This is a genomic window from Aeromonas sp. QDB62 (assembly GCF_027705695.1).
In the GTDB taxonomy this organism is placed as follows: Bacteria; Pseudomonadota; Gammaproteobacteria; order Enterobacterales; family Aeromonadaceae; genus Aeromonas; species Aeromonas allosaccharophila.
This window is the reverse complement of record NZ_JAPDCD010000015.1, coordinates 36,736-53,943: the sequence shown is the minus strand read 5'-3', so window position 1 is coordinate 53,943 and position 17,208 is coordinate 36,736. Positions and strand designations below refer to the sequence as shown.

15 protein-coding genes are annotated in these 17,208 nt (G+C 60.4%); 9 read left to right on the top strand and 6 right to left on the bottom strand.

All coding sequences use genetic code 11. The features are described from left to right. Positions 1–13 precede the first annotated feature (13 nt). On the bottom strand, positions 14–475 hold the full coding sequence (locus OKC27_RS09520) for a DUF2919 domain-containing protein (RefSeq protein WP_182970891.1): 462 nt from the start codon (positions 473–475) through the stop codon (positions 14–16). 148 nt (positions 476–623) lie between these two features. Next, entirely contained in the window at positions 624–1,571 is a 948-nt protein-coding gene (gene corA / locus OKC27_RS09515; protein WP_005337059.1) for a magnesium/cobalt transporter CorA, read from the bottom strand. An 82-nt stretch (positions 1,572–1,653) separates the two neighbouring features. Here corA and OKC27_RS09510 point away from each other — a divergent pair, with 82 nt between their 5' ends. Next, positions 1,654–1,836 carry a hypothetical protein gene (locus tag OKC27_RS09510; RefSeq protein WP_075112394.1) on the top strand — a complete coding sequence of 61 codons (183 nt, stop codon included), beginning with the start codon at positions 1,654–1,656 and terminating at the stop codon, positions 1,834–1,836. A gap of 136 nt (positions 1,837–1,972) precedes the next feature. Here the strand turns inward: OKC27_RS09510 and OKC27_RS09505 are convergent, their stop codons facing one another. Beyond that, a complete protein-coding gene (locus OKC27_RS09505; protein ID WP_182970892.1) occupies positions 1,973–3,616 on the bottom strand; it encodes an electron transfer flavoprotein-ubiquinone oxidoreductase in 1,644 nt (547 codons plus the stop codon). 169 nt (positions 3,617–3,785) lie between these two features. On the opposite strand from OKC27_RS09505, the gene OKC27_RS09500 reads away from it, so the two are divergent. From OKC27_RS09500 to aroG, 5 genes are all read left to right on the top strand, one after another. Beyond that, positions 3,786–4,538: an electron transfer flavoprotein subunit beta/FixA family protein gene (locus tag OKC27_RS09500; protein WP_270693379.1), complete on the top strand. Its 753-nt coding sequence runs from the start codon at positions 3,786–3,788 to the stop codon at positions 4,536–4,538. Next, positions 4,535–5,461 (top strand): electron transfer flavoprotein subunit alpha/FixB family protein, encoded by a 927-nt coding sequence (locus OKC27_RS09495; protein ID WP_270693380.1) that lies wholly within the window; start codon positions 4,535–4,537, stop codon positions 5,459–5,461. Before OKC27_RS09500 ends, OKC27_RS09495 begins: the two co-directional genes overlap by 4 nt. Before the next feature lie 225 nt (positions 5,462–5,686). Further along, positions 5,687–6,775, top strand: coding sequence for a 3-phosphoserine/phosphohydroxythreonine transaminase (serC, locus tag OKC27_RS09490; protein ID WP_270693381.1), 1,089 nt, complete (start codon positions 5,687–5,689; stop codon positions 6,773–6,775). A gap of 226 nt (positions 6,776–7,001) precedes the next feature. Next, positions 7,002–8,285: a 3-phosphoshikimate 1-carboxyvinyltransferase gene (aroA, locus tag OKC27_RS09485; protein WP_182937634.1), complete on the top strand. Its 1,284-nt coding sequence runs from the start codon at positions 7,002–7,004 to the stop codon at positions 8,283–8,285. A 220-nt stretch (positions 8,286–8,505) separates the two neighbouring features. Continuing rightward, positions 8,506–9,561, top strand: a complete 1,056-nt coding sequence (gene aroG, locus OKC27_RS09480) for a 3-deoxy-7-phosphoheptulonate synthase AroG (RefSeq protein WP_139708301.1) — start codon at positions 8,506–8,508, stop codon at positions 9,559–9,561. A 114-nt stretch (positions 9,562–9,675) separates the two neighbouring features. Here aroG and OKC27_RS09475 read toward each other — a convergent pair whose 3' ends face one another. Further along, complete coding sequence (locus OKC27_RS09475) at positions 9,676–11,271, bottom strand: methyl-accepting chemotaxis protein (protein ID WP_058051793.1); 1,596 nt, start codon at positions 11,269–11,271, stop codon at positions 9,676–9,678. A 254-nt stretch (positions 11,272–11,525) separates the two neighbouring features. Between OKC27_RS09475 and hutW the strand changes: the two genes are divergently transcribed. Beyond that, a complete protein-coding gene (gene hutW / locus OKC27_RS09470) occupies positions 11,526–12,887 on the top strand; it encodes a heme anaerobic degradation radical SAM methyltransferase ChuW/HutW (protein ID WP_182970896.1) in 1,362 nt (453 codons plus the stop codon). A gap of 100 nt (positions 12,888–12,987) precedes the next feature. Here the strand turns inward: hutW and OKC27_RS09465 are convergent, their stop codons facing one another. Continuing rightward, positions 12,988–14,388 carry a DEAD/DEAH box helicase gene (locus tag OKC27_RS09465; RefSeq protein WP_075112386.1) on the bottom strand — a complete coding sequence of 467 codons (1,401 nt, stop codon included), beginning with the start codon at positions 14,386–14,388 and terminating at the stop codon, positions 12,988–12,990. A 182-nt stretch (positions 14,389–14,570) separates the two neighbouring features. Then, a complete protein-coding gene (locus OKC27_RS09460) occupies positions 14,571–15,047 on the bottom strand; it encodes a glutathione peroxidase (protein WP_182970897.1) in 477 nt (158 codons plus the stop codon). A gap of 336 nt (positions 15,048–15,383) precedes the next feature. Between OKC27_RS09460 and OKC27_RS09455 the strand changes: the two genes are divergently transcribed. Further along, positions 15,384–15,992 carry a 2OG-Fe(II) oxygenase gene (locus OKC27_RS09455; protein WP_270806188.1) on the top strand — a complete coding sequence of 203 codons (609 nt, stop codon included), beginning with the start codon at positions 15,384–15,386 and terminating at the stop codon, positions 15,990–15,992. A 204-nt stretch (positions 15,993–16,196) separates the two neighbouring features. Further along, complete coding sequence (locus OKC27_RS09450) at positions 16,197–17,186, top strand: D-alanine--D-alanine ligase (RefSeq protein WP_182970898.1); 990 nt, start codon at positions 16,197–16,199, stop codon at positions 17,184–17,186. Positions 17,187–17,208 lie beyond the last annotated feature (22 nt).

Below are 17,208 nucleotides of genomic sequence, written 5' to 3'. Positions count from 1 at the left end.
GGTGTCAGCCCCGTCAGTGGGGCTGGTCTGCGGCATATTCCCGCAGTTGGCGGCTGCGCAGCAGATACCAGAGGGACCAGAGGCTGGCGACCAGCACCAGTGCGGTGGGCCAGCTGAATGACCACTTCTGCAGATTGAGGCTGTGCAGTTGCATCAGCACACCGCTGACGGCAGAGCAGAGCAGCAGCAGCGGGCTGTGGCGCCGGAGTCTGGCGCGAATGCTCTGGGTCTGCTGATAGGTGCCCCCACAGGCGAGCAGCGCCAGCATGGCGGGTACATCGGTCAGCAGGCTGATGTAGAGGGTGATCTTGTCCGGATAAAAGAGGATCAGGATCTCGCTGCCGCTCTCGCGGGTGACGCCAGCCATCAGAAAGAGCCAGACCGAGCGGGTCAGCAACAGGGCGATGGGCCAGAACCAGAGGGGCGGGCGCAACTGGCCGTGATCGTCATATCGGTGTTCGGGGTAGAGGGTCATGGTTGCCCGTTAGCCACTTGAATGGAGTGATAGAGGCGATATGGGGCGACGAAGCGCCCTTTGCAAGGCGTTGGGATCAGCGCAAATTAATCGGGGGGCCATGCCCCCCAATCCATTTCTTCAGATATCGCAGCGCGCATCGGCGGCGTTACAACCAGCCTTTGCGCTTGAAGAAGAGGCCGGTGCCGAGCGATGACATCACCATCAGCACCAGTGACATGGGATAACCATACTCCCAGGCGAGCTCCGGCATGCGGCCGAAGTTCATGCCGTAGATGCTGGCGATCAGGGTCGGCGGCAGGAAGATCACGGCGGCTACCGAGAAGATCTTGATCACCTTGTTCTGCTCCAGATTGGTCACCCCCATGGAGGCCTCCAGCTGGAAGTTGATCTTGTCGAACAGGAACTGGGTGTGGGGCAACAGCGATTCTACGTCATGCAGCATCTCGTCGATCCACTTGTTCTGCTCCAGGCTCATGCGCTGGCGCAGGCTGCGCTTGAGGAAACGCAGGGCACGGCGGGTATCGTGCAGGGAGAGACGGATCTGGCCGTTGGCCTCTTCCTGTGCCATCAACTCTTTGAGCATGGGGTTGATCTGATCCGGCTCGAAGATCTGATCGGCGGTGTTTTCCAACGTCTTGTAACCATCTTCGATAAGGTCGGAGAGGTACTCCACCTTGAGGTTTTGCACCTCCAGCAGGATATCGAGGGCATCCTCCACTTCCAGCCGATCCTGGCGCATATAGTGGCGCAGCAGGCGTACCAGCCCGATGTCATCTTCACGAATGCTGATCAGCAGGTTGTTGCGCAGGGTAAAGGAGACGTGGACACCCTTGGTGTCACGACCGATCCGCTGGGGAAACAGGGAGTGAATGTGCAGACCATCGGTATCCCAGTAGAAACGGGCGGATGCTTCGATGTCGTCGAGCTCTTCCTTGTCGGGAACCTCTTCCAGGAACAGGCCCGTCAACCATTCTCGCTCTGCCGTGTCCGGCTTGTAGGCATCCAGCCAGACCGTGTTGTCAGGTACTATGTCGTCAGGCCCGAGCGTGACTATGTCCAGCACCTTGTTATTGAGAATGTAGGCGGTGATCATCTGTCCCCCCTTAAAAAGTCATGGGTAATCAGGGATGGTTGCACAGGTCATGCGGCCTTAGATCGCTGCAGAAGGCGATCCCGTGGATAAGCAGATCGGGCCGATGGAAAACCTGAATGCGGCGAACTATACAGGGGCGGGCCGCGCTTGTCAGGGGCTATTCATCAGGGATCCAGCCTGTTTGTTCAAAAAAACAGCGAGGTCGGATCACCTGAGCGGCCATGCGGGGGAGAACCCGCCTTTGGCAGGGGGGAAGGATTTCTGAGGCTGCCTTTTGCTATCGTCCCGCTTCATCACATATTGGGATAGTAGGGCCCGGATCCCCCCTGTGGCGGCGTCCAGACGATGTTTTGGGGCTGAGCATCCTTGATGTCACCGCGTCTTGGTATCGCCGTATTCCATCACATATTCGGATAGTTCGGCCCTGAGCCCCCTTGGGGCGGTGTCCAGACGATATTTTGACTGGGATCTTTAATGTCACAGGTCTTGCAGTGAATGCAGTTGGCGGCGTTGATCTGCAGTTTGGCCGCACCTTCCGTGTCCAGTACTTCAAACACCCCGGCCGGGCAGTAGCGTTGGGCAGGTTCGGCCCAGGTGGGCAGATTGACCTCTACCGGAATGCGCTCGTCCTGCAGCTTGAGGTGGCAGGGCTGATCCTCGTCGTGACTGGTGTTGGCGAGATACACAGACGAGAGCTTGTCAAAGCTCAGCATGCCATCGGGTTTGGGGTAATGGATGGGCTCGCAGCGGCTGGCCACGCGTAGCTGACGGTAATCGGGAGCCTTATCGAGCAGTTTGAAGGGCGAGTTTGTGCCAAACAGCTGCTGCTCCAGCCAGTTGAAGGCACCGCCCAACCAGGGACCATAGCGGTGAAGAGCCACGCCGAAGTTGCGCGCCGCCTTGAGCTCGCGAGCCAGCCAGCTCTGTTGCAGCTCGTCGCCATACTGGGCCAGATCCCGGCCCCCCTCATCGCCACCCCGCAGTGCCATCGCGACGGTTTTTGCCGCCAGCATCCCCGATTTCATGGCGGTGTGGATCCCCTTGATGCGGGAAAAGTCGAGGGTGCCCGCATCACAACCGATGAGCAGGCCGCCCGGGAAGTGCATGCGGGGCAGGGCGTGCCAGCCCCCCTTGGTGATGGCGCGGGCGCCATAGCTGATACGCTCCCCATCTTGCAACAGGCCGGCGATGAGCGGGTGATGCTTGAGGCGCTGGAATTCGTCGAACGGGCTGAGCCAGGGATTCTGGTAGTTGAGATCGACAATCAGCCCGACCGCGACCTGATCCCCTTCCATCTGATAGAGATAGAAACCACCCTGGCTATTGCCACCCCCCTGCTTGCCAAGGGGCCAGCCACTGCCGTGCAGCACTTGTCCCGCGTTGCCCCGACCAGCAGGCAGTTGCCACAACTCTTTGAAGCCGATGGCGTAGTGTTGGGGCTGGGCGGGGTTTTCCAGATTGAAGTTGGCGATCAGCTGTTTGCCCAGATGGCCGCGAGCCCCTTCTGCAAAGAGGGTATAGCGGCCATAGAGCGCCATGCCGGGCACATGATCCGGTTTCGGGTTGCCAGCGCGATCCAGCCCCAGATCGCCGGTGATCACCCCCTTGACCCGGCCCGCCTCCATGATAAGTTCGCTAGCGGTAAATCCCGGGTATATTTCGACTCCCAGTTTTTCCGCCTGCTGGCCGAGCCAGCGGCAGAGATTGCCAAGACTGACCACATGACAACCCTGATTATGCATCCGGGGCGGCACCGCCCAGGGGGGCAGTTGCAAGGAGCGTTGCTCGCTTTGCAGCAGATGCACCTGATCGTCGCTGACCGGCACGCCGAGCGGCGCTTGCTGCCAGCAATCCGGCAGCAGCTCTTGCAGGGCGACGTGATCAAACAGGGCGCCGGAGAGCAGGTGGGCGCCAATTTCCGCTCCTTTCTCCAGCAGACAGACAGAGAGAGTGGCATCCTGCTGTTTCAGGGCGATGGCGGCAGTGAGCCCCGCCGGACCGCCGCCGACGATGACGACATCAAATTCCATTGCTTCCCGTTCCATCTTGCCTCTGCGCTCTGGTTGGCCTAGGGTAATGCTGGTAGTTTACGTAAACGTAAAGCTGTTGTAAGTAAAACTGAGCAAGAAAAAGCAAAAAATCAGGCAAAAGCGTACTGCAACAAACGCAGAGGCAAACGAATGAATTCAATCCAAACAGACGAGGCATGACCCCATGAAGCTGCTGGTCGCGATCAAACGGGTAGTCGACTACAACGTCAAGATCCGGGTGAAAGGAGACGGCTCCGACGTGGAGCTCGCCAATGTGAAGATGGGGATCAACCCCTTTTGTGAAATTGCGGTGGAGGAGGGGGTCAGGCTGCGGGAAGCGGGTATCGCCAGCGAGCTGGTGGTGGTGACCTTCGGCCCGGACGCGGCCGCCGAGCAACTGCGCCATGCGCTGGCACTGGGAGCGGATCGGGCGCGCCATTATGTGACTGACGAAGCGCTTGCACCGCTGACCGTCGCCCGCGCCTTGTTCAAGGTGTGTGAGCAGGAGCAGCCGGATCTGGTACTGCTCGGCAAGCAATCCATCGATTCTGACAACAATCAGGTAGCCCAGATGCTGGCGGCCCTCAATGAGTGGCCGCTGGCGACCTGCGCGTCAGCCATCAAGGTGGAAGCTGGAGAGCTGCTGGTGACCCGCGAAATCGACGGTGGCCTCGAGACCCTAGGCATGCCGCTGCCTGCGGTGGTGAGCGCCGATCTGCGTTTGAATGAACCGCGTTTTGCTTCGCTGCCCAACATCATGAAGGCCAAGCGCAAGCCGCTTGATAGCGCCCCGTTCTCGACACTCGCCGTTGAGGTGGCCAATCAGACCCGTTTGCTCGGGGTGATGGCGCCGCCAGCTCGCAGCGCCGGGATCAAGGTGGGCTCGGTGGACGAGCTGGTGGACAAACTCAAACACGAAGCGAAGGTGCTGCCATGAGCGTGCTGATCATTGCCGAACATCATCAGGGCCATCTGGCCGATAACGTGACACAACTGGTCACCGCCGCCGCATCCATCGGCGGTCAGGTCGATCTGCTGTTGCTGGGTCAGGGGCTGACCGAGGCGGGTGAACAGGCGGCGGCCATCGGCGGTGTCGACAAGGTGTTGCTTGCCGAGCATCCCCTGCTGGCCGACGGGCTGCTGGATGGGGTCGACAAGCTGCTGGCCAGCTGGTGTCAGGGTTACAGCCACTGCCTGATGGCGGCGAGCGCCATGGGCAAGGCGCTGCTGCCACAGGTGGCGGCGCGGCTCGGGGTGGAGATGCTCTCCGAGGTGATGGCTATCGAGAGCAGCGATACCTTCCTGCGCCCCATCTATGCGGGTAATGCCATTGCCAGAGTGGCAAGCTCGGCGCCCGTCAAGATGATGACGGTGCGGGCCACCGCGTTTGCCAAGGCGGCGACGGGCGGGCAGGCGCTCATCGAACGCTTGGCTGTGCCCGAATTCGCGGGCCGTACCCGGCTGGTCGAGCGCCGCGCGGTGCGCTCCAGCAGGCCCGAACTGACCGCCGCCCGGGTGGTGGTCTCCGGTGGGCGCGCGCTTGGCTCCAAGGCGCAATTTGCCCTGATTGAGGCGCTGGCCGACAAGCTGGGTGGCGCGGTGGGGGCGTCGCGAGCTGCCGTTGATGCGGGATATGTCGCCAACGATCTGCAAGTGGGGCAGACCGGCAAGGTGGTGGCGCCGGAGCTCTATATCGCGGTCGGTATTTCGGGGGCTATCCAGCATCTGGCGGGGATGAAGGAGTCGAAGGTGATCGTGGCCATCAACAAGGACAGCGAGGCACCGATCTTTCAGGTAGCGGACTACGGGCTGGTGGGGGATCTCTTCACCCTGCTGCCGGAGCTCACCGCCAAACTGTAAATTTGTCAGAAACGGCGCAGCTGTGGTCGTTTATGCGCGCTGCCCGCCATTTCTGTGCATGTTCCCTGCAAGCCCTGACCCGTTCAGGGCTTTTTCTGCTGCAAGGGGGATGCAGAGTGACGGTAAAAGGTTGAGCCAGCTCCCAAAAAGCCTTTGATCCTGTGGCGGCTCTTGTGTAAAACCTGACAAGTCATCGATTACTCTCATCCACTCACGGAAAGCGTCATGAGCAAACAGATTTACAACTTCTGCGCCGGCCCCGCCATGCTGCCGGTTGAAGTCATGGAGCGCGCCCAGCGCGAATTTTGTAATTTTCAGGGGCTGGGAGCCTCGGTCATGGAGCTTTCCCATCGCGGCAAGCCCTACATGGCGGTGGCCGAGAAGGCTGAAGCGGATCTGCGCGAGCTGCTGGCTGTGCCGGATAACTACAAGGTGCTGTTTATGCACGGTGGTGGTCGCGGCCAGTTCTCCGCCGTGCCCATGAACCTGCTGGGTGGCGCCAACAAGAAGGCGGACTTCCTGCTGACCGGTGTCTGGTCCCAGAGCGCGGTGGATGAAGCCAAAAAGTATGGCGATATCCAGACCTTCCAGGGGGTTGCCAAGAACGAGCAGGGGATCTCCCACCTGCTGCCGACCCCGGCGTTTCGCGCCGATGCGGCCTATGTGCACTACTGCCCGAACGAAACCATCGACGGCATCGAGATGTTCGACATCCCGGCCACCGGCGAGGTGCCGCTGGTGGCGGATCTCTCCTCCACCATTCTCTCCCGTCCTATCGACGTGAGCCGCTTTGGCATCATCTATGCCGGTGCCCAGAAGAATATCGGGCCGTCCGGGCTTGCCATCGCCATCGTGCGCGATGACTTGCTGGATCAGGCGAGAGCCGATGTGCCCTCGATTTTCGATTACAAACTCACCGCCAAGAACGACTCCATGTTCAACACGCCGCCCACCTACGCCTGGTATCTGGCCGGCCTGGTGTTCGAGTGGCTCAAGGAGCAGGGTGGCCTCGAGGCGATGGAAGCGCGCAACAAGGAGAAGGCGGACTTCCTGTATGACTATCTCGATCAGTCGAGTTTCTATGGCAATCAGGTGGATGTCAGCTGCCGTTCGCGAATGAACATCCCGTTCCAGCTGAAGAATGCCGAGCTGGACAAGCAGTTCCTGGCCGAATCGGAAGCGGCTGGCCTGCTGGCCCTCAAAGGACACCGCATTGTCGGCGGCATGCGCGCCAGCCTCTATAACGCCATGCCGCTGGAGGGGGTGAAGGCCCTGGTCAGCTTTATGGATGGCTTTGCCAAGCGCAACGGCTGAGAAGAGAGCCCCTATGTGTTTGCTGGCGGCCTCTCGTGACAACTCGTGAGCCGCTTCCAGCTATTGCAGTGATTCAAGACGCCGGGGATACCCCGGCGTCTTTTTTTCAACAGAACCAGCGCGCTGGCGTTTGCCGTGCGATTTCCCCTGAAAGTGCCCTTGCCGAGCGGGACGCAGGCTGTTAACGTCCGGACAGGCGTTTATTTTGAGATAGCACAGGAAGTCTATGAATTCGTTGCGTTTGGAACCCATTTCTCGTGTGGCCGGTGAGGTCAATCTGCCCGGCTCCAAGAGTGTCTCTAACCGTGCGCTGCTGCTGGCGGCGCTGGCCCGTGGCACCACCCGTCTGACCAACCTGCTCGACAGCGATGACATTCGTCATATGCTGGCTGCGCTGACCCAGCTCGGGGTCAAGTACAAGCTCTCCGCCGACAAGACCGAGTGCACCGTGCACGGTCTGGGCCGCAGCTTTGCGGTGAAAGATCCGGTCAATCTGTTCCTCGGCAACGCCGGTACCGCCATGCGTCCGCTCTGCGCCGCGCTGTGTCTCGGCTCCGGTGAATATACTCTGGGCGGCGAGCCGCGCATGGAAGAGCGTCCCATCGGCCATCTGGTGGATGCCCTGCGTGAAGCGGGTGCCCATATCCAGTACCTGAAAAAAGATGGCTATCCGCCGCTGGTGGTGGATGCCAAGGGGCTGTGGGGCGGCGATGTGCACGTCGATGGCTCCGTTTCCAGCCAGTTCCTGACTGCCTTCCTGATGGCGGCGCCGATGGCGGCCGGTGATACCCGGATCCACATCAAGGGAGAGCTGGTCTCCAAGCCCTACATCGACATCACCCTGCACATCATGAAGCAGTTCGGGGTGGTCATCGAACACGACAACTACAAGCTGTTCTACATCAAGGGCAACCAGACCTATATCAGCCCGGGTGACTTTCTGGTGGAAGGGGATGCCTCCAGCGCCTCCTACTTCCTCGCGGCGGGCGCCATCAAGGGCAAGGTGCGGGTCACCGGCATCGGCAAGCACAGCATTCAGGGGGATATCCACTTCGCCGACGTGCTGGAGAAGATGGGCGCACGCATCACCTGGGGCGATGATTTCATCGAGGCTGAGCAGGCGCCGCTGCACGGGGTGGATATGGACATGAACCATATTCCCGATGCAGCCATGACCATCGCCGTTGCCGCGCTGTTTGCCGAGGGGCCGACCTCCATTCGTAACATCTACAACTGGCGGGTAAAGGAGACCGATCGTCTGCACGCCATGGCAACCGAGCTGCGCAAGCTGGGCGTCGAGGTGGAAGAGGGGAATGACTTCATCACCGTGACCCCGCCGACCCAGCTCAAGCACGCCGAGATCGATACCTACAACGATCACCGGATCGCCATGTGCTTCTCGCTGGTGGCGCTGTCGGATACCCCGGTCACCATTAATGATCCCAAGTGCACCTCGAAGACCTTCCCGGATTACTTCGACAAGCTGGCCAGTATCAGCCAGCGTGGCTGATCACTGACAAACCCGTCATCACCGACGCTTCGGGCCCGCGCTGAGCGGGCCTTTTTGCCTTCCTCGCCTGTATCGCCATTTCGTATAGCATCATTTAAATAACTTGCAAGGTTGTCGCGCAAAATAGTTTTGTGGTTGCTGTAATTTCCTATTTACACGCGCGCTGTCGCGGGCTATGTTGAGATTTCTTAATCGCAGTCATCTAGCAGGAAGCCTTGTCATGCAGCATCAAACCGACGACGTTCGTATCAGTGAAATCAAAGAGTTATTACCCCCGGTTGCGGTGCTTGAGAAGTTTCCGGCTACCGAGGTGGCCTCGTCCACCGTGTTTGAATCCCGTCAGGCCATTCACAATATCCTGGCTGGCGAAGATGATCGTCTGCTGGTGGTGATTGGTCCTTGCTCCATCCACGATCCGGTGGCCGCGCTGGAGTACGGCAAGCGCCTCAAGGCGTTGCGTGACGAGCTGAAAGGTCAGCTGGAAATCGTGATGCGGGTCTACTTCGAAAAACCGCGCACCACAGTGGGCTGGAAAGGGCTGATCAACGATCCGTACCTCGACAACAGCTGCAAGATCAACGACGGTCTGCGCATTGGTCGCAAGCTGTTGCTGGATCTCAACGACATGGGGCTGCCGACGGCCTCCGAATTCCTCGACATGATCACCCCGCAATATGTGGCGGATCTGATGAGCTGGGGCGCGATCGGTGCCCGAACCACCGAATCCCAGGTACACCGCGAGTTGGCCTCCGGTCTCTCCTGCCCGGTGGGCTTCAAGAACGGCACCGACGGCACCATCAAGGTCGCCATCGATGCCATTGGTGCCGCCAGTGCGCCGCACCACTTCCTGTCGGTCACCAAATACGGTCACTCCGCCATCGTGGCGACCCGCGGCAACCCGGACTGTCACATCATCCTGCGCGGCGGCCGTGAGCCGAACTACAGCGCGGCCCATGTCAGCGAGGTAGTGAAGGGACTGGAGAAAGCCGGTCTGCCGCAGAAGGTGATGATCGACTTTAGCCACGCCAACAGCAGCAAGCAGTTCAAGAACCAGATGGTGGTGGCCGAAGATGTGGCCGATCAACTGCGTGCTGGCAGCAAGGCGGTGTTTGGTGTGATGGTGGAGAGCCATCTGGTGGAAGGGCGTCAGGATCTGGTGGAAGGGTGTGAACTCACCGTTGGCCAGAGCATAACAGATGCCTGCATCGGTTGGGCCGATACCGAAGTGCTGCTGCGCAATCTGGCGGATGCCGTAGCAACCCGCAACGCCCGTTAAAGCATGCTCTGCGGCGTTGTTGATAGTGAACACGCAAGGCCGCAGTTGAGCGAAGCCAAATCCAGAAAACAGAAGCGCGACCCTCGGGTCGCGCTTTTTCGTTGGTGAAGTGGATTACCAGCGATAGGTTTTCAGCAGTGCCTCCAGTTTCTGGCACTGCTCCACCAACTGGATGCTGGCGAGGTTGGCGGCGTGTGCCTGACCCAGGGTGTCGTTGGAGGTGTTGCGGATGTCGCTCACCGAGCTGTCCACCTCACTGCAGACCCGGTCCTGCTCTTCGGCGGACTGGGCCATCTGGGCGTTGAGGTCGTTGATGCGGGCGATGCGCTCGATGATGTTCTGCATGGCCGCCAAGGTCGCCTCGGTCTTGCTGATGCTCTCACCGGCTTTGCTTTTTGCATCCCCGATCACCGTAACCGCGCTCTGAGCCTCTTTTTGCAGGGCGGCGATCATCTGGGATATCTCTTCGCTGGCGGCGCGGCTGCGGTTGGAGAGGGCCCGCACTTCATCGGCTACTACCGCAAAGCCGCGACCTTGCTCGCCCGCCCGGGCCGCTTCAATGGCGGCGTTGAGGGCCAGCAGGTTGGTCTGATCGGCAATCCCCTTGATCACCTCGAGCACACCGTCAACCGCCAGGCAGCGGCTGTCGAGCTGCTGGATCACCTGATCTACCCGATCAATCTCTGCCGACATCTCGCCCATGTCGGTGATGGAGTGCTGGGCGAGGCGGCTGGTGTCGGCGGCATCCTGATTGGTGAGGGCGGAGAGCTCGGCGCTGTGGCGGGCATGTTCGCGCACCTCATGAGAGCTGGCGGCCAGCTCGCTCACGGCGGCGGCCACCTGGGTGGTCATCCCCTCTTGCTGACGGGCCGAGTTTTCGGTCTGGGTCGCCACCTGACGGATCTGGTTCGACTCCTGATAGAGCTGGTGGGTTGCTCCTTCCACCTCCTGCAGACTGTGGCGGAAGCCCTGCACCATGTCATTGACGGCGCGGGTCATCTGGCCCAGTTCATCCCGGCTGTGATTGACCAGGGGGAGGGCGAGGTTGCGCTCCTTGGCCATCTGGATCATGGTGAGCTGCAATTGGCGCAGCGGGCGTTTTACGTAGCGTTGCAACACCCACCAGAGCAAGCCAAAGCCGATGCTGAAGACGGCGGCCAGACTGCCGCTCAGGATCAGGTTGTTGTGGCGGATCTCGCCAAAGGTGTGGCTGAGGTCGTAACTGATCCGCACTGCGCCCATCACGGTCCCTTCATTGACCTGATGACAGGTTGTGCACTGGGTACCGCGATACTCCTTGTAGGCTTTGAACGGTTTGATCAGGGTGAGCCGGTTACCCTGCTGCTCCATAATGGTCTCTCCCTGATTGATGGCGCGCTCATCGAGGGGATCCTGCGCTTTCTGATCCGGGTGACCCGGGCCAAACAGGTTGCTGACGGCCGGGGCGCGGATCAGGCGAGCCTCGACGATGCCCGCTTCACTCTTGAGCTTGGTCTGCACGATTTGCCGGTTGGCCATGCCACCGGTCATCATCAGGACGTTGAGCTGATCCATGTAGGTGTTGGCGGCGCTCTCCACTTTTTCGCCCGCCAGCCGGATGGCGAGATCCCGTTGCAGCCAGGCGGAAAGTTCGAAGCAGAGGCCAAAGGTGGTGCTGATGACCAGCGCAAGGGGGAGGAAGATTTTCCAGTTCAGGGAGAGGTTATGCATTTTGGGCAAGTTCCATGCGCTCGGTGTTGTTATGTGATCCCGTATCGTCTTGATCGTAGACGAGGAAATGGCGGGAGATGGTTCTCTATCGGCACACCATAACCGCTCTTTAGTAAATAATCTGTTAAGCAGATCGGTAATGCAGGTTGCCAAAATGACCTCGGCGAGGTGCGCGGCTCTGCGGGTTGATCCAGAACAAATTGCAAGTAACGATAATCGTTATCATTGTCATTATTTTCTGAATAGTGACCACCATGATTCTGACCCCTTCAATGACCGGCATTGCCTCGCCGGATCCCCTCAAGTTTGCCTTTAGCGCCAAGACCTCGGCTCATGCCAGTCGGGGAGGGATGCGCCCCTTCCCGCTCGATGAGGCTGGCTGGCAGAGCTGGTGGCAGCGAGAGAGTGAAGCTGAGGAGCGCGCCCTCTACATCCATATTCCGTTTTGCCGCAAGCGCTGCAGTTTCTGCAATTTCTTTGAAAATGGCGCCAATCCGGCGCGGATCAACCGCTACGTCAACGCCCTCTGCGCCTCCCTTGCGCAGGCGGCGGACACCCCGCTGGCGCAGAGCATGCCGTTTTCAGCCGTCTATGTAGGGGGCGGCACACCGACCGACATGAGCGCCGGCGAGTTGGCCATGCTGGCCGCAGTGATCCGCCGTTTTCCGCTGGCGGCCGATGCCGAGGTGACGCTGGAGGGACGGCTCAACGGTTTTGACGATGAGAAATGGCAGGCGGCGCTGGCGGGTGGGTTCAACCGTTTCTCGTTCGGGGTGCAGAGCTTTGATAGCCGGGTGCGCCAGCAGGCAGCCCGCTTCGATGACAGGGAGACGCTGCTGGCCCGCCTTGGCGAGCTGACCCGGGATGATGCGGCTGTGATCGTGGCGGACCTCATCTTTGGCCTGCCCGGTCAGGATGATGCCGTGTGGCAGCAGGATATCCGTGATGTGATGGCGAGCGGTGTACACGGGGTCGATCTCTACCAGCTGATCGCCATGCAGGGCACCAATCTGGAGCGGGCGCAGGAGAAGGGCACCCAGTATTGGCTCGCCGATGGCCAGCAGCGGGCGGCCATGTATGCCTATGGCGGAGCGCAACTGGAAGCCCACGGCTGGGAGCGCCTCTCTTGCAGCCACTGGCGGCGCAGTCCGGCCGAGCAGAGCCGCTATAACCAGATGGCCAAGCGCGGCGCCGAGATCCTCCCCTTTGGCGCCGGTGCGGGGGGCAGTATTCTTGGTCACGGCTTGATGTATGGCCGGGATCTGGCCCCTTGGCACGACGCACTGGCCAACGGCAAGCGGGCGCCTGGGATGGTGATGGGGCGCAACCCCAATGCGCGGATGGATGGTCTGCTGCGCGGCGCCCTCGACAGCGGCGTGCTGGCGCTGGATCGTCTGCCTGCACCTTTGCTGACCCATCTGATGCCGCTCTTTGCCGCCTGGCAGCAGCATGGGCTGGCCGAGATAGAGAGCGCACGGCTGCAACTCACCCTCGCCGGGCGCTTCTGGAACGTCAATATGCAGGCAGGCCTGTTCGAGTTCTTGCAACTCAATCCGCTCGATGGTTCAGCGCCGCCCAGCCATGGCGCCGCAGCGGTGCGCCATTCGCTGGTCTGATCCTGAGTGGATCACTTGCGCCAGCTCGCACCATTCATAACGAAAGAGGGAGCCTTGCAGGCTCCCTCTTTGGGTTTGGCAGTTAGCGTCGCGCGCGAGCTTACTCGTCGCTGCTGTCCTGATAGCTGTCGCGCATCGCCTTGGGCAGGCGGCGCATCGGAGTAAAGCCGATATCCTCGCCTACCACTTCCCGCTTGCGGGACTTGTTTTGAGGAGACTGGGCTGGCTTCTTGGCGGTATCACCCTTGGCTTTGCCCTTACCTGCGGCAGGCTTGCCTTTGGCATTGCTCTTGGCGTTGGCATGGCCGCGCTCACGGGGCGGGTTCTGCACCGGTTTGCTGCCCGGCAGGGTCTGACGGCTCGGCTTGCCGCTGGGCTCGTACCCTTCCAGGATCTCCACGGTCAGGGATTGGCCGATCAATGCTTCGATGGCCTTGAGCTGACCCAGTTCGTCATGGCTGACCAGCGAGATCGCCTCGCCGCCGCGACCAGCACGACCGGTACGGCCGATACGGTGGATGTAATCCTCCGCCATCTGGGGCAGTTCGAAGTTGATCACGTAGGGCAGTTGATCGATATCGAGGCCGCGGGCGGCGATATCGGTCGCCACCAGCACCCGCACGGCGCCGCTGCGAAAATCGGCCAGCGCACGGTTGCGGGCACCCTGGCTCTTGTCACCGTGGATCGCCACGGTGTTGAGGCCATCTTTTTGCATCTGCTGGGCGAGGCGGTCGGCGATCTGCTTGGTGCGGACAAACACCAGCACCCGCTGCCAGTTGCCACGGCCAATCATGTGGGAGAGCAACTCGCGGCGGCGTTCCCGATCCACCTGAATGATGCGTTGGGAGACCTGCTCGGCGGCGGTGTTGCTCGGATCCACCTCGATCAGGGTGGGATCGTTGAGCAGATCATCGGCCAGCGCCTTGATCTCGTTGGAGAAGGTGGCGGAGAAGAGCAGGGTCTGCCGCTCTGCAGGCAACGCCTTCATGATGCGGCGGATGTCGACGATGAAGCCCATGTCGAGCATGCGATCCGCTTCATCCAGCACCAGCACTTCCAGCTCGCTCAGGGTCAGGGCGCCCTGGGTCAGCAGATCCAGCAGTCGGCCCGGGGTGGCGACCAGAATGTCCACACCCAGCTTGATGGCATCCAGATTGGGCTTGATGCTGACGCCGCCGTAGGCGATCAGCGTCTTGAACGGTAGGTGGTGGGCATACTTGATGATGCTCTCGCCCACCTGTGCCGCCAGTTCGCGGGTCGGGGTCAGCACCAGGGCGCGTACCTGACGACGGCCACGGCCATGGTTGGCCAGCAGACGCTGCAACATCGGCAGGGTGAAACCGGCCGTTTTGCCTGTGCCTGTCTGAGCGCCGCCGAGCACATCCTGACCAGCCAGAATGGCCGGAATCGCTTGCTGCTGGATGGGGGTTGGCTGTTCGTAACCCAGCTCCTTGACGGCCCGCAGAATATGCGGAGACAGACCCAGTTCGTTGAATGACATGTTCGAGAGACACTCCTGAGATGAGCCTTTGGCTCAACGGGCAGCCAGCACTTTGGGGCCAGCCACGATATGGAAAAGATAGTGGGGCCGTAATATAGCAAAATAGCGGCCGCTGCGCAGTAGCTGTCGCACCGGCCGCCACACAATCGTTCAACGCAGTGGCGCAACACGCGTCGGGCGATTCAGAACATCTCGCGGATCTGCTCGGCCAGGTTCTCCGGTTTGGCCTGGGGGGCGAAGCGGTCCACCACATTACCCTCCTGGTCGATCAGGAACTTGGTGAAGTTCCATTTGACGTTTTCCAGCCCCAGAAAACCCGGCTTCTGTTTTTTAAGCCACTGGTAGAAGGGGTGGGCATGCTCGCCGTTGACATCGCACTTGGCCATGATGGGGAAGGTGACCGGATAGTCGAGGGAGCAGAAGCGGGCAATTTCGTCCGCATCCCCCGGCTCCTGATTGCCAAACTGGTTGCAGGGGAAGCCCAGGATCACCAGCCCCTTGGGGCCGAGTTCCCGATAGAGGGCTTCCAGTCCTTCATATTGGGGAGTAAAGCCGCAGCGACTGGCGACATTGACTACCAGCACCACCTTGCCCGCCAGTTGGGCCAGCGGATAGGGGGTGCCATCCAGTCGTTGCAAAGTGAGATCGGGCAGAGGCATAAGCAGATCCTTCTATTGGTTGTCCGTGAGGTGTTCGGTCGGTTGTGGCGATAGATGTCGGATGAATAGCGTAATGGTACTGGAGTACGGTATCGGTTGGCTCTTTTGGCGGCAAGAGACCCGCACTCTCTCTTCCCCTTGATTGCAAGGGCCATCACAGTTTCGACAGCCAATACGCCGTCCGGTGGGGCGGGATCACAACTGGCGACAAAAAGCGGGGAAGCGGGCGACAAATCGCGTATTGATGGTGGGACTTCTCAAGAGAAGCAAACCGGTTTGTGACTTGGCCGGTAAGTCGCTAAAAAGCGCCCTCTCTCCACTCATTGTGAGCCAATCTTGGACTATCAAGCTGCCATGGATGCCATTTACACCCGGGGATGGGTGATAGTGGATGATTTTTTGACCGCCGCAGAGGTGGATGCCCTCAAAGCCTGTTTGCCAGGCGAATGGCAACCGGCCGGGATCGGCCGTGACGCCCTGCATCAGGGCAATCCCGACATTCGCCGTGACCAGATCCACTGGCTGGAGCCCTCCCTCGGGGCGCCGGTGGCCGACTACCTTGCGCGGATGGAGTCCCTGCGTCTTGCCGCCAACCGGATGCTGATGCTGGGGCTGTTTGACTACGAGGCCCACTTTGCCCGCTATCGCAGCGGCGATTTTTACGCTACCCATCGCGATGCCTTTGCCGGTCGCTCCAACCGCCGCCTCACCTCGGTCTTCTACCTCAACAACGACTGGCAACCGGAAGCCGGTGGCCTGCTGCGCTTCTATGACAACGACGAGCAGTTTCTGATGGATGTCAGCCCCAAGGGCGGGCGGCTGGTGCTGTTTCTCTCCGAAGATTTTCCCCACGAGGTGCTGCCTGCCAACCGCGAGCGCTACAGCATCGCCGGCTGGTTTCGGGTCAATGGCAACGGGATGGGAAGGGTCGATCCCCCGCGCTGAGGGACAATGTGTCCCGATTTTGACACAGGGGAGACTTTTCACTGCAAGAAGTGGGGTCATGGGTCTCCCATCAGCTGACAAGGGTTGATCTCCCTTGCTACACTGGCGCGCACTTATGTTCGTATCTGGCTTCGTCCGGTTTTTATGGTGGTTAGCTTATCAAATGGTCATGACGAGGCCGCTTTTCCCAAGGGATCACATCTAATGAAGAACATGCATGTCTTGCTGCTGTGCGGCGGCGGTGGCTCCGAGCACGAAGTTTCTCTGCGCAGCGCCAATTTCCTCGAGCAACAACTGGGCCTCCTGCCCGGTGTCGAAGTGACCCGCGTCGAGATGTTCGCCGATCGCTGGCTCAGTGCCGATGGCCGCGAGTGCAAGCTGGGGCTCGACAAGCTGCTCTCGTTTGACAGCGTGGCCCGTCCGGTGGATTACGTGGTGCCCTGCATCCACGGCTACCCGGGTGAGACCGGCGATCTGCAATCCTTCCTCGAACTGGCCGGATTGCCTTATCTCGGTTGCGATGCCGAGGCGAGCAAGATCTGCTTCAACAAGATCAGCACCAAGCTGTGGCTCTCCGCCATCGGCATTCCCAACACCCCTTATCTGTTCCTGACCGAGCAAAACGACGCGGCGCTGAGCGATGCCAAAGCCGCGCTGGCCAAGTGGGGCAAGGTCTTTATCAAGGCGGCCTCCCAGGGCTCTTCCGTTGGCTGCTACTCCGCCAGCAACGAAGCGGATCTGGTGAAGGGCATTGCCGATGCCTTCGGTTACTCCGAGCAGGTATTGATCGAGAAAGCGGTCAAGCCGCGCGAGCTGGAAGTGGCGGTTTACCAGTACGGTGACGAGCTGGTGGCGACTTATCCGGGCGAGATCTGCGTGCCGCAGGACAAGTTCTACACCTATGAAGAGAAGTACAGCAGTGCCAGCCACACCGAGACTGCGTTGCGTGCCGAGGGGCTGACCCAGGCCCAGGCCGACGCGATCCACGAGTATGCCCTCAAGGCGTTCCGTCAGCTGAAACTGACCCACCTCTCGCGCATCGACTTTTTCCTGACCGATGAGGGCGAGATCCTGCTCAACGAGATCAACACCTTCCCGGGCATGACCTCTATATCCATGTTCCCGAAACTGCTGGAGCATAACGGTCACAACTTCGCCGACTACCTTGAGCAGATCCTGCGCAAGGCCAGTTAAGCGGGTCGCTCTCGCTGACAGG

Bases quoted from the DNA above. Each gene is read 5' to 3' on its own strand.
- corA (WP_005337059.1), bottom strand. From the start codon at position 1,571: ATGATCACCGCCTACATTCTCAATAACAAGGTGCTGGACATAGTCACG.
- OKC27_RS09500 (WP_270693379.1), top strand. From the start codon at position 3,786: ATGAAGCTGCTGGTCGCGATCAAACGGGTAGTCGACTACAACGTCAAG.
- OKC27_RS09475 (WP_058051793.1), bottom strand. From the start codon at position 11,271: ATGCATAACCTCTCCCTGAACTGGAAAATCTTCCTCCCCCTTGCGCTG.
- serC (WP_270693381.1), top strand. From the start codon at position 5,687: ATGAGCAAACAGATTTACAACTTCTGCGCCGGCCCCGCCATGCTGCCG.
- aroG (WP_139708301.1), top strand. From the start codon at position 8,506: ATGCAGCATCAAACCGACGACGTTCGTATCAGTGAAATCAAAGAGTTA.
- OKC27_RS09465 (WP_075112386.1), bottom strand. From the start codon at position 14,388: ATGTCATTCAACGAACTGGGTCTGTCTCCGCATATTCTGCGGGCCGTC.
- OKC27_RS09520 (WP_182970891.1), bottom strand. From the start codon at position 475: ATGACCCTCTACCCCGAACACCGATATGACGATCACGGCCAGTTGCGC.
- OKC27_RS09450 (WP_182970898.1), top strand. From the start codon at position 16,197: ATGAAGAACATGCATGTCTTGCTGCTGTGCGGCGGCGGTGGCTCCGAG.
- OKC27_RS09495 (WP_270693380.1), top strand. From the start codon at position 4,535: ATGAGCGTGCTGATCATTGCCGAACATCATCAGGGCCATCTGGCCGAT.
- OKC27_RS09460 (WP_182970897.1), bottom strand. From the start codon at position 15,047: ATGCCTCTGCCCGATCTCACTTTGCAACGACTGGATGGCACCCCCTAT.
- aroA (WP_182937634.1), top strand. From the start codon at position 7,002: ATGAATTCGTTGCGTTTGGAACCCATTTCTCGTGTGGCCGGTGAGGTC.
- hutW (WP_182970896.1), top strand. From the start codon at position 11,526: ATGATTCTGACCCCTTCAATGACCGGCATTGCCTCGCCGGATCCCCTC.
- OKC27_RS09505 (WP_182970892.1), bottom strand. From the start codon at position 3,616: ATGGAACGGGAAGCAATGGAATTTGATGTCGTCATCGTCGGCGGCGGT.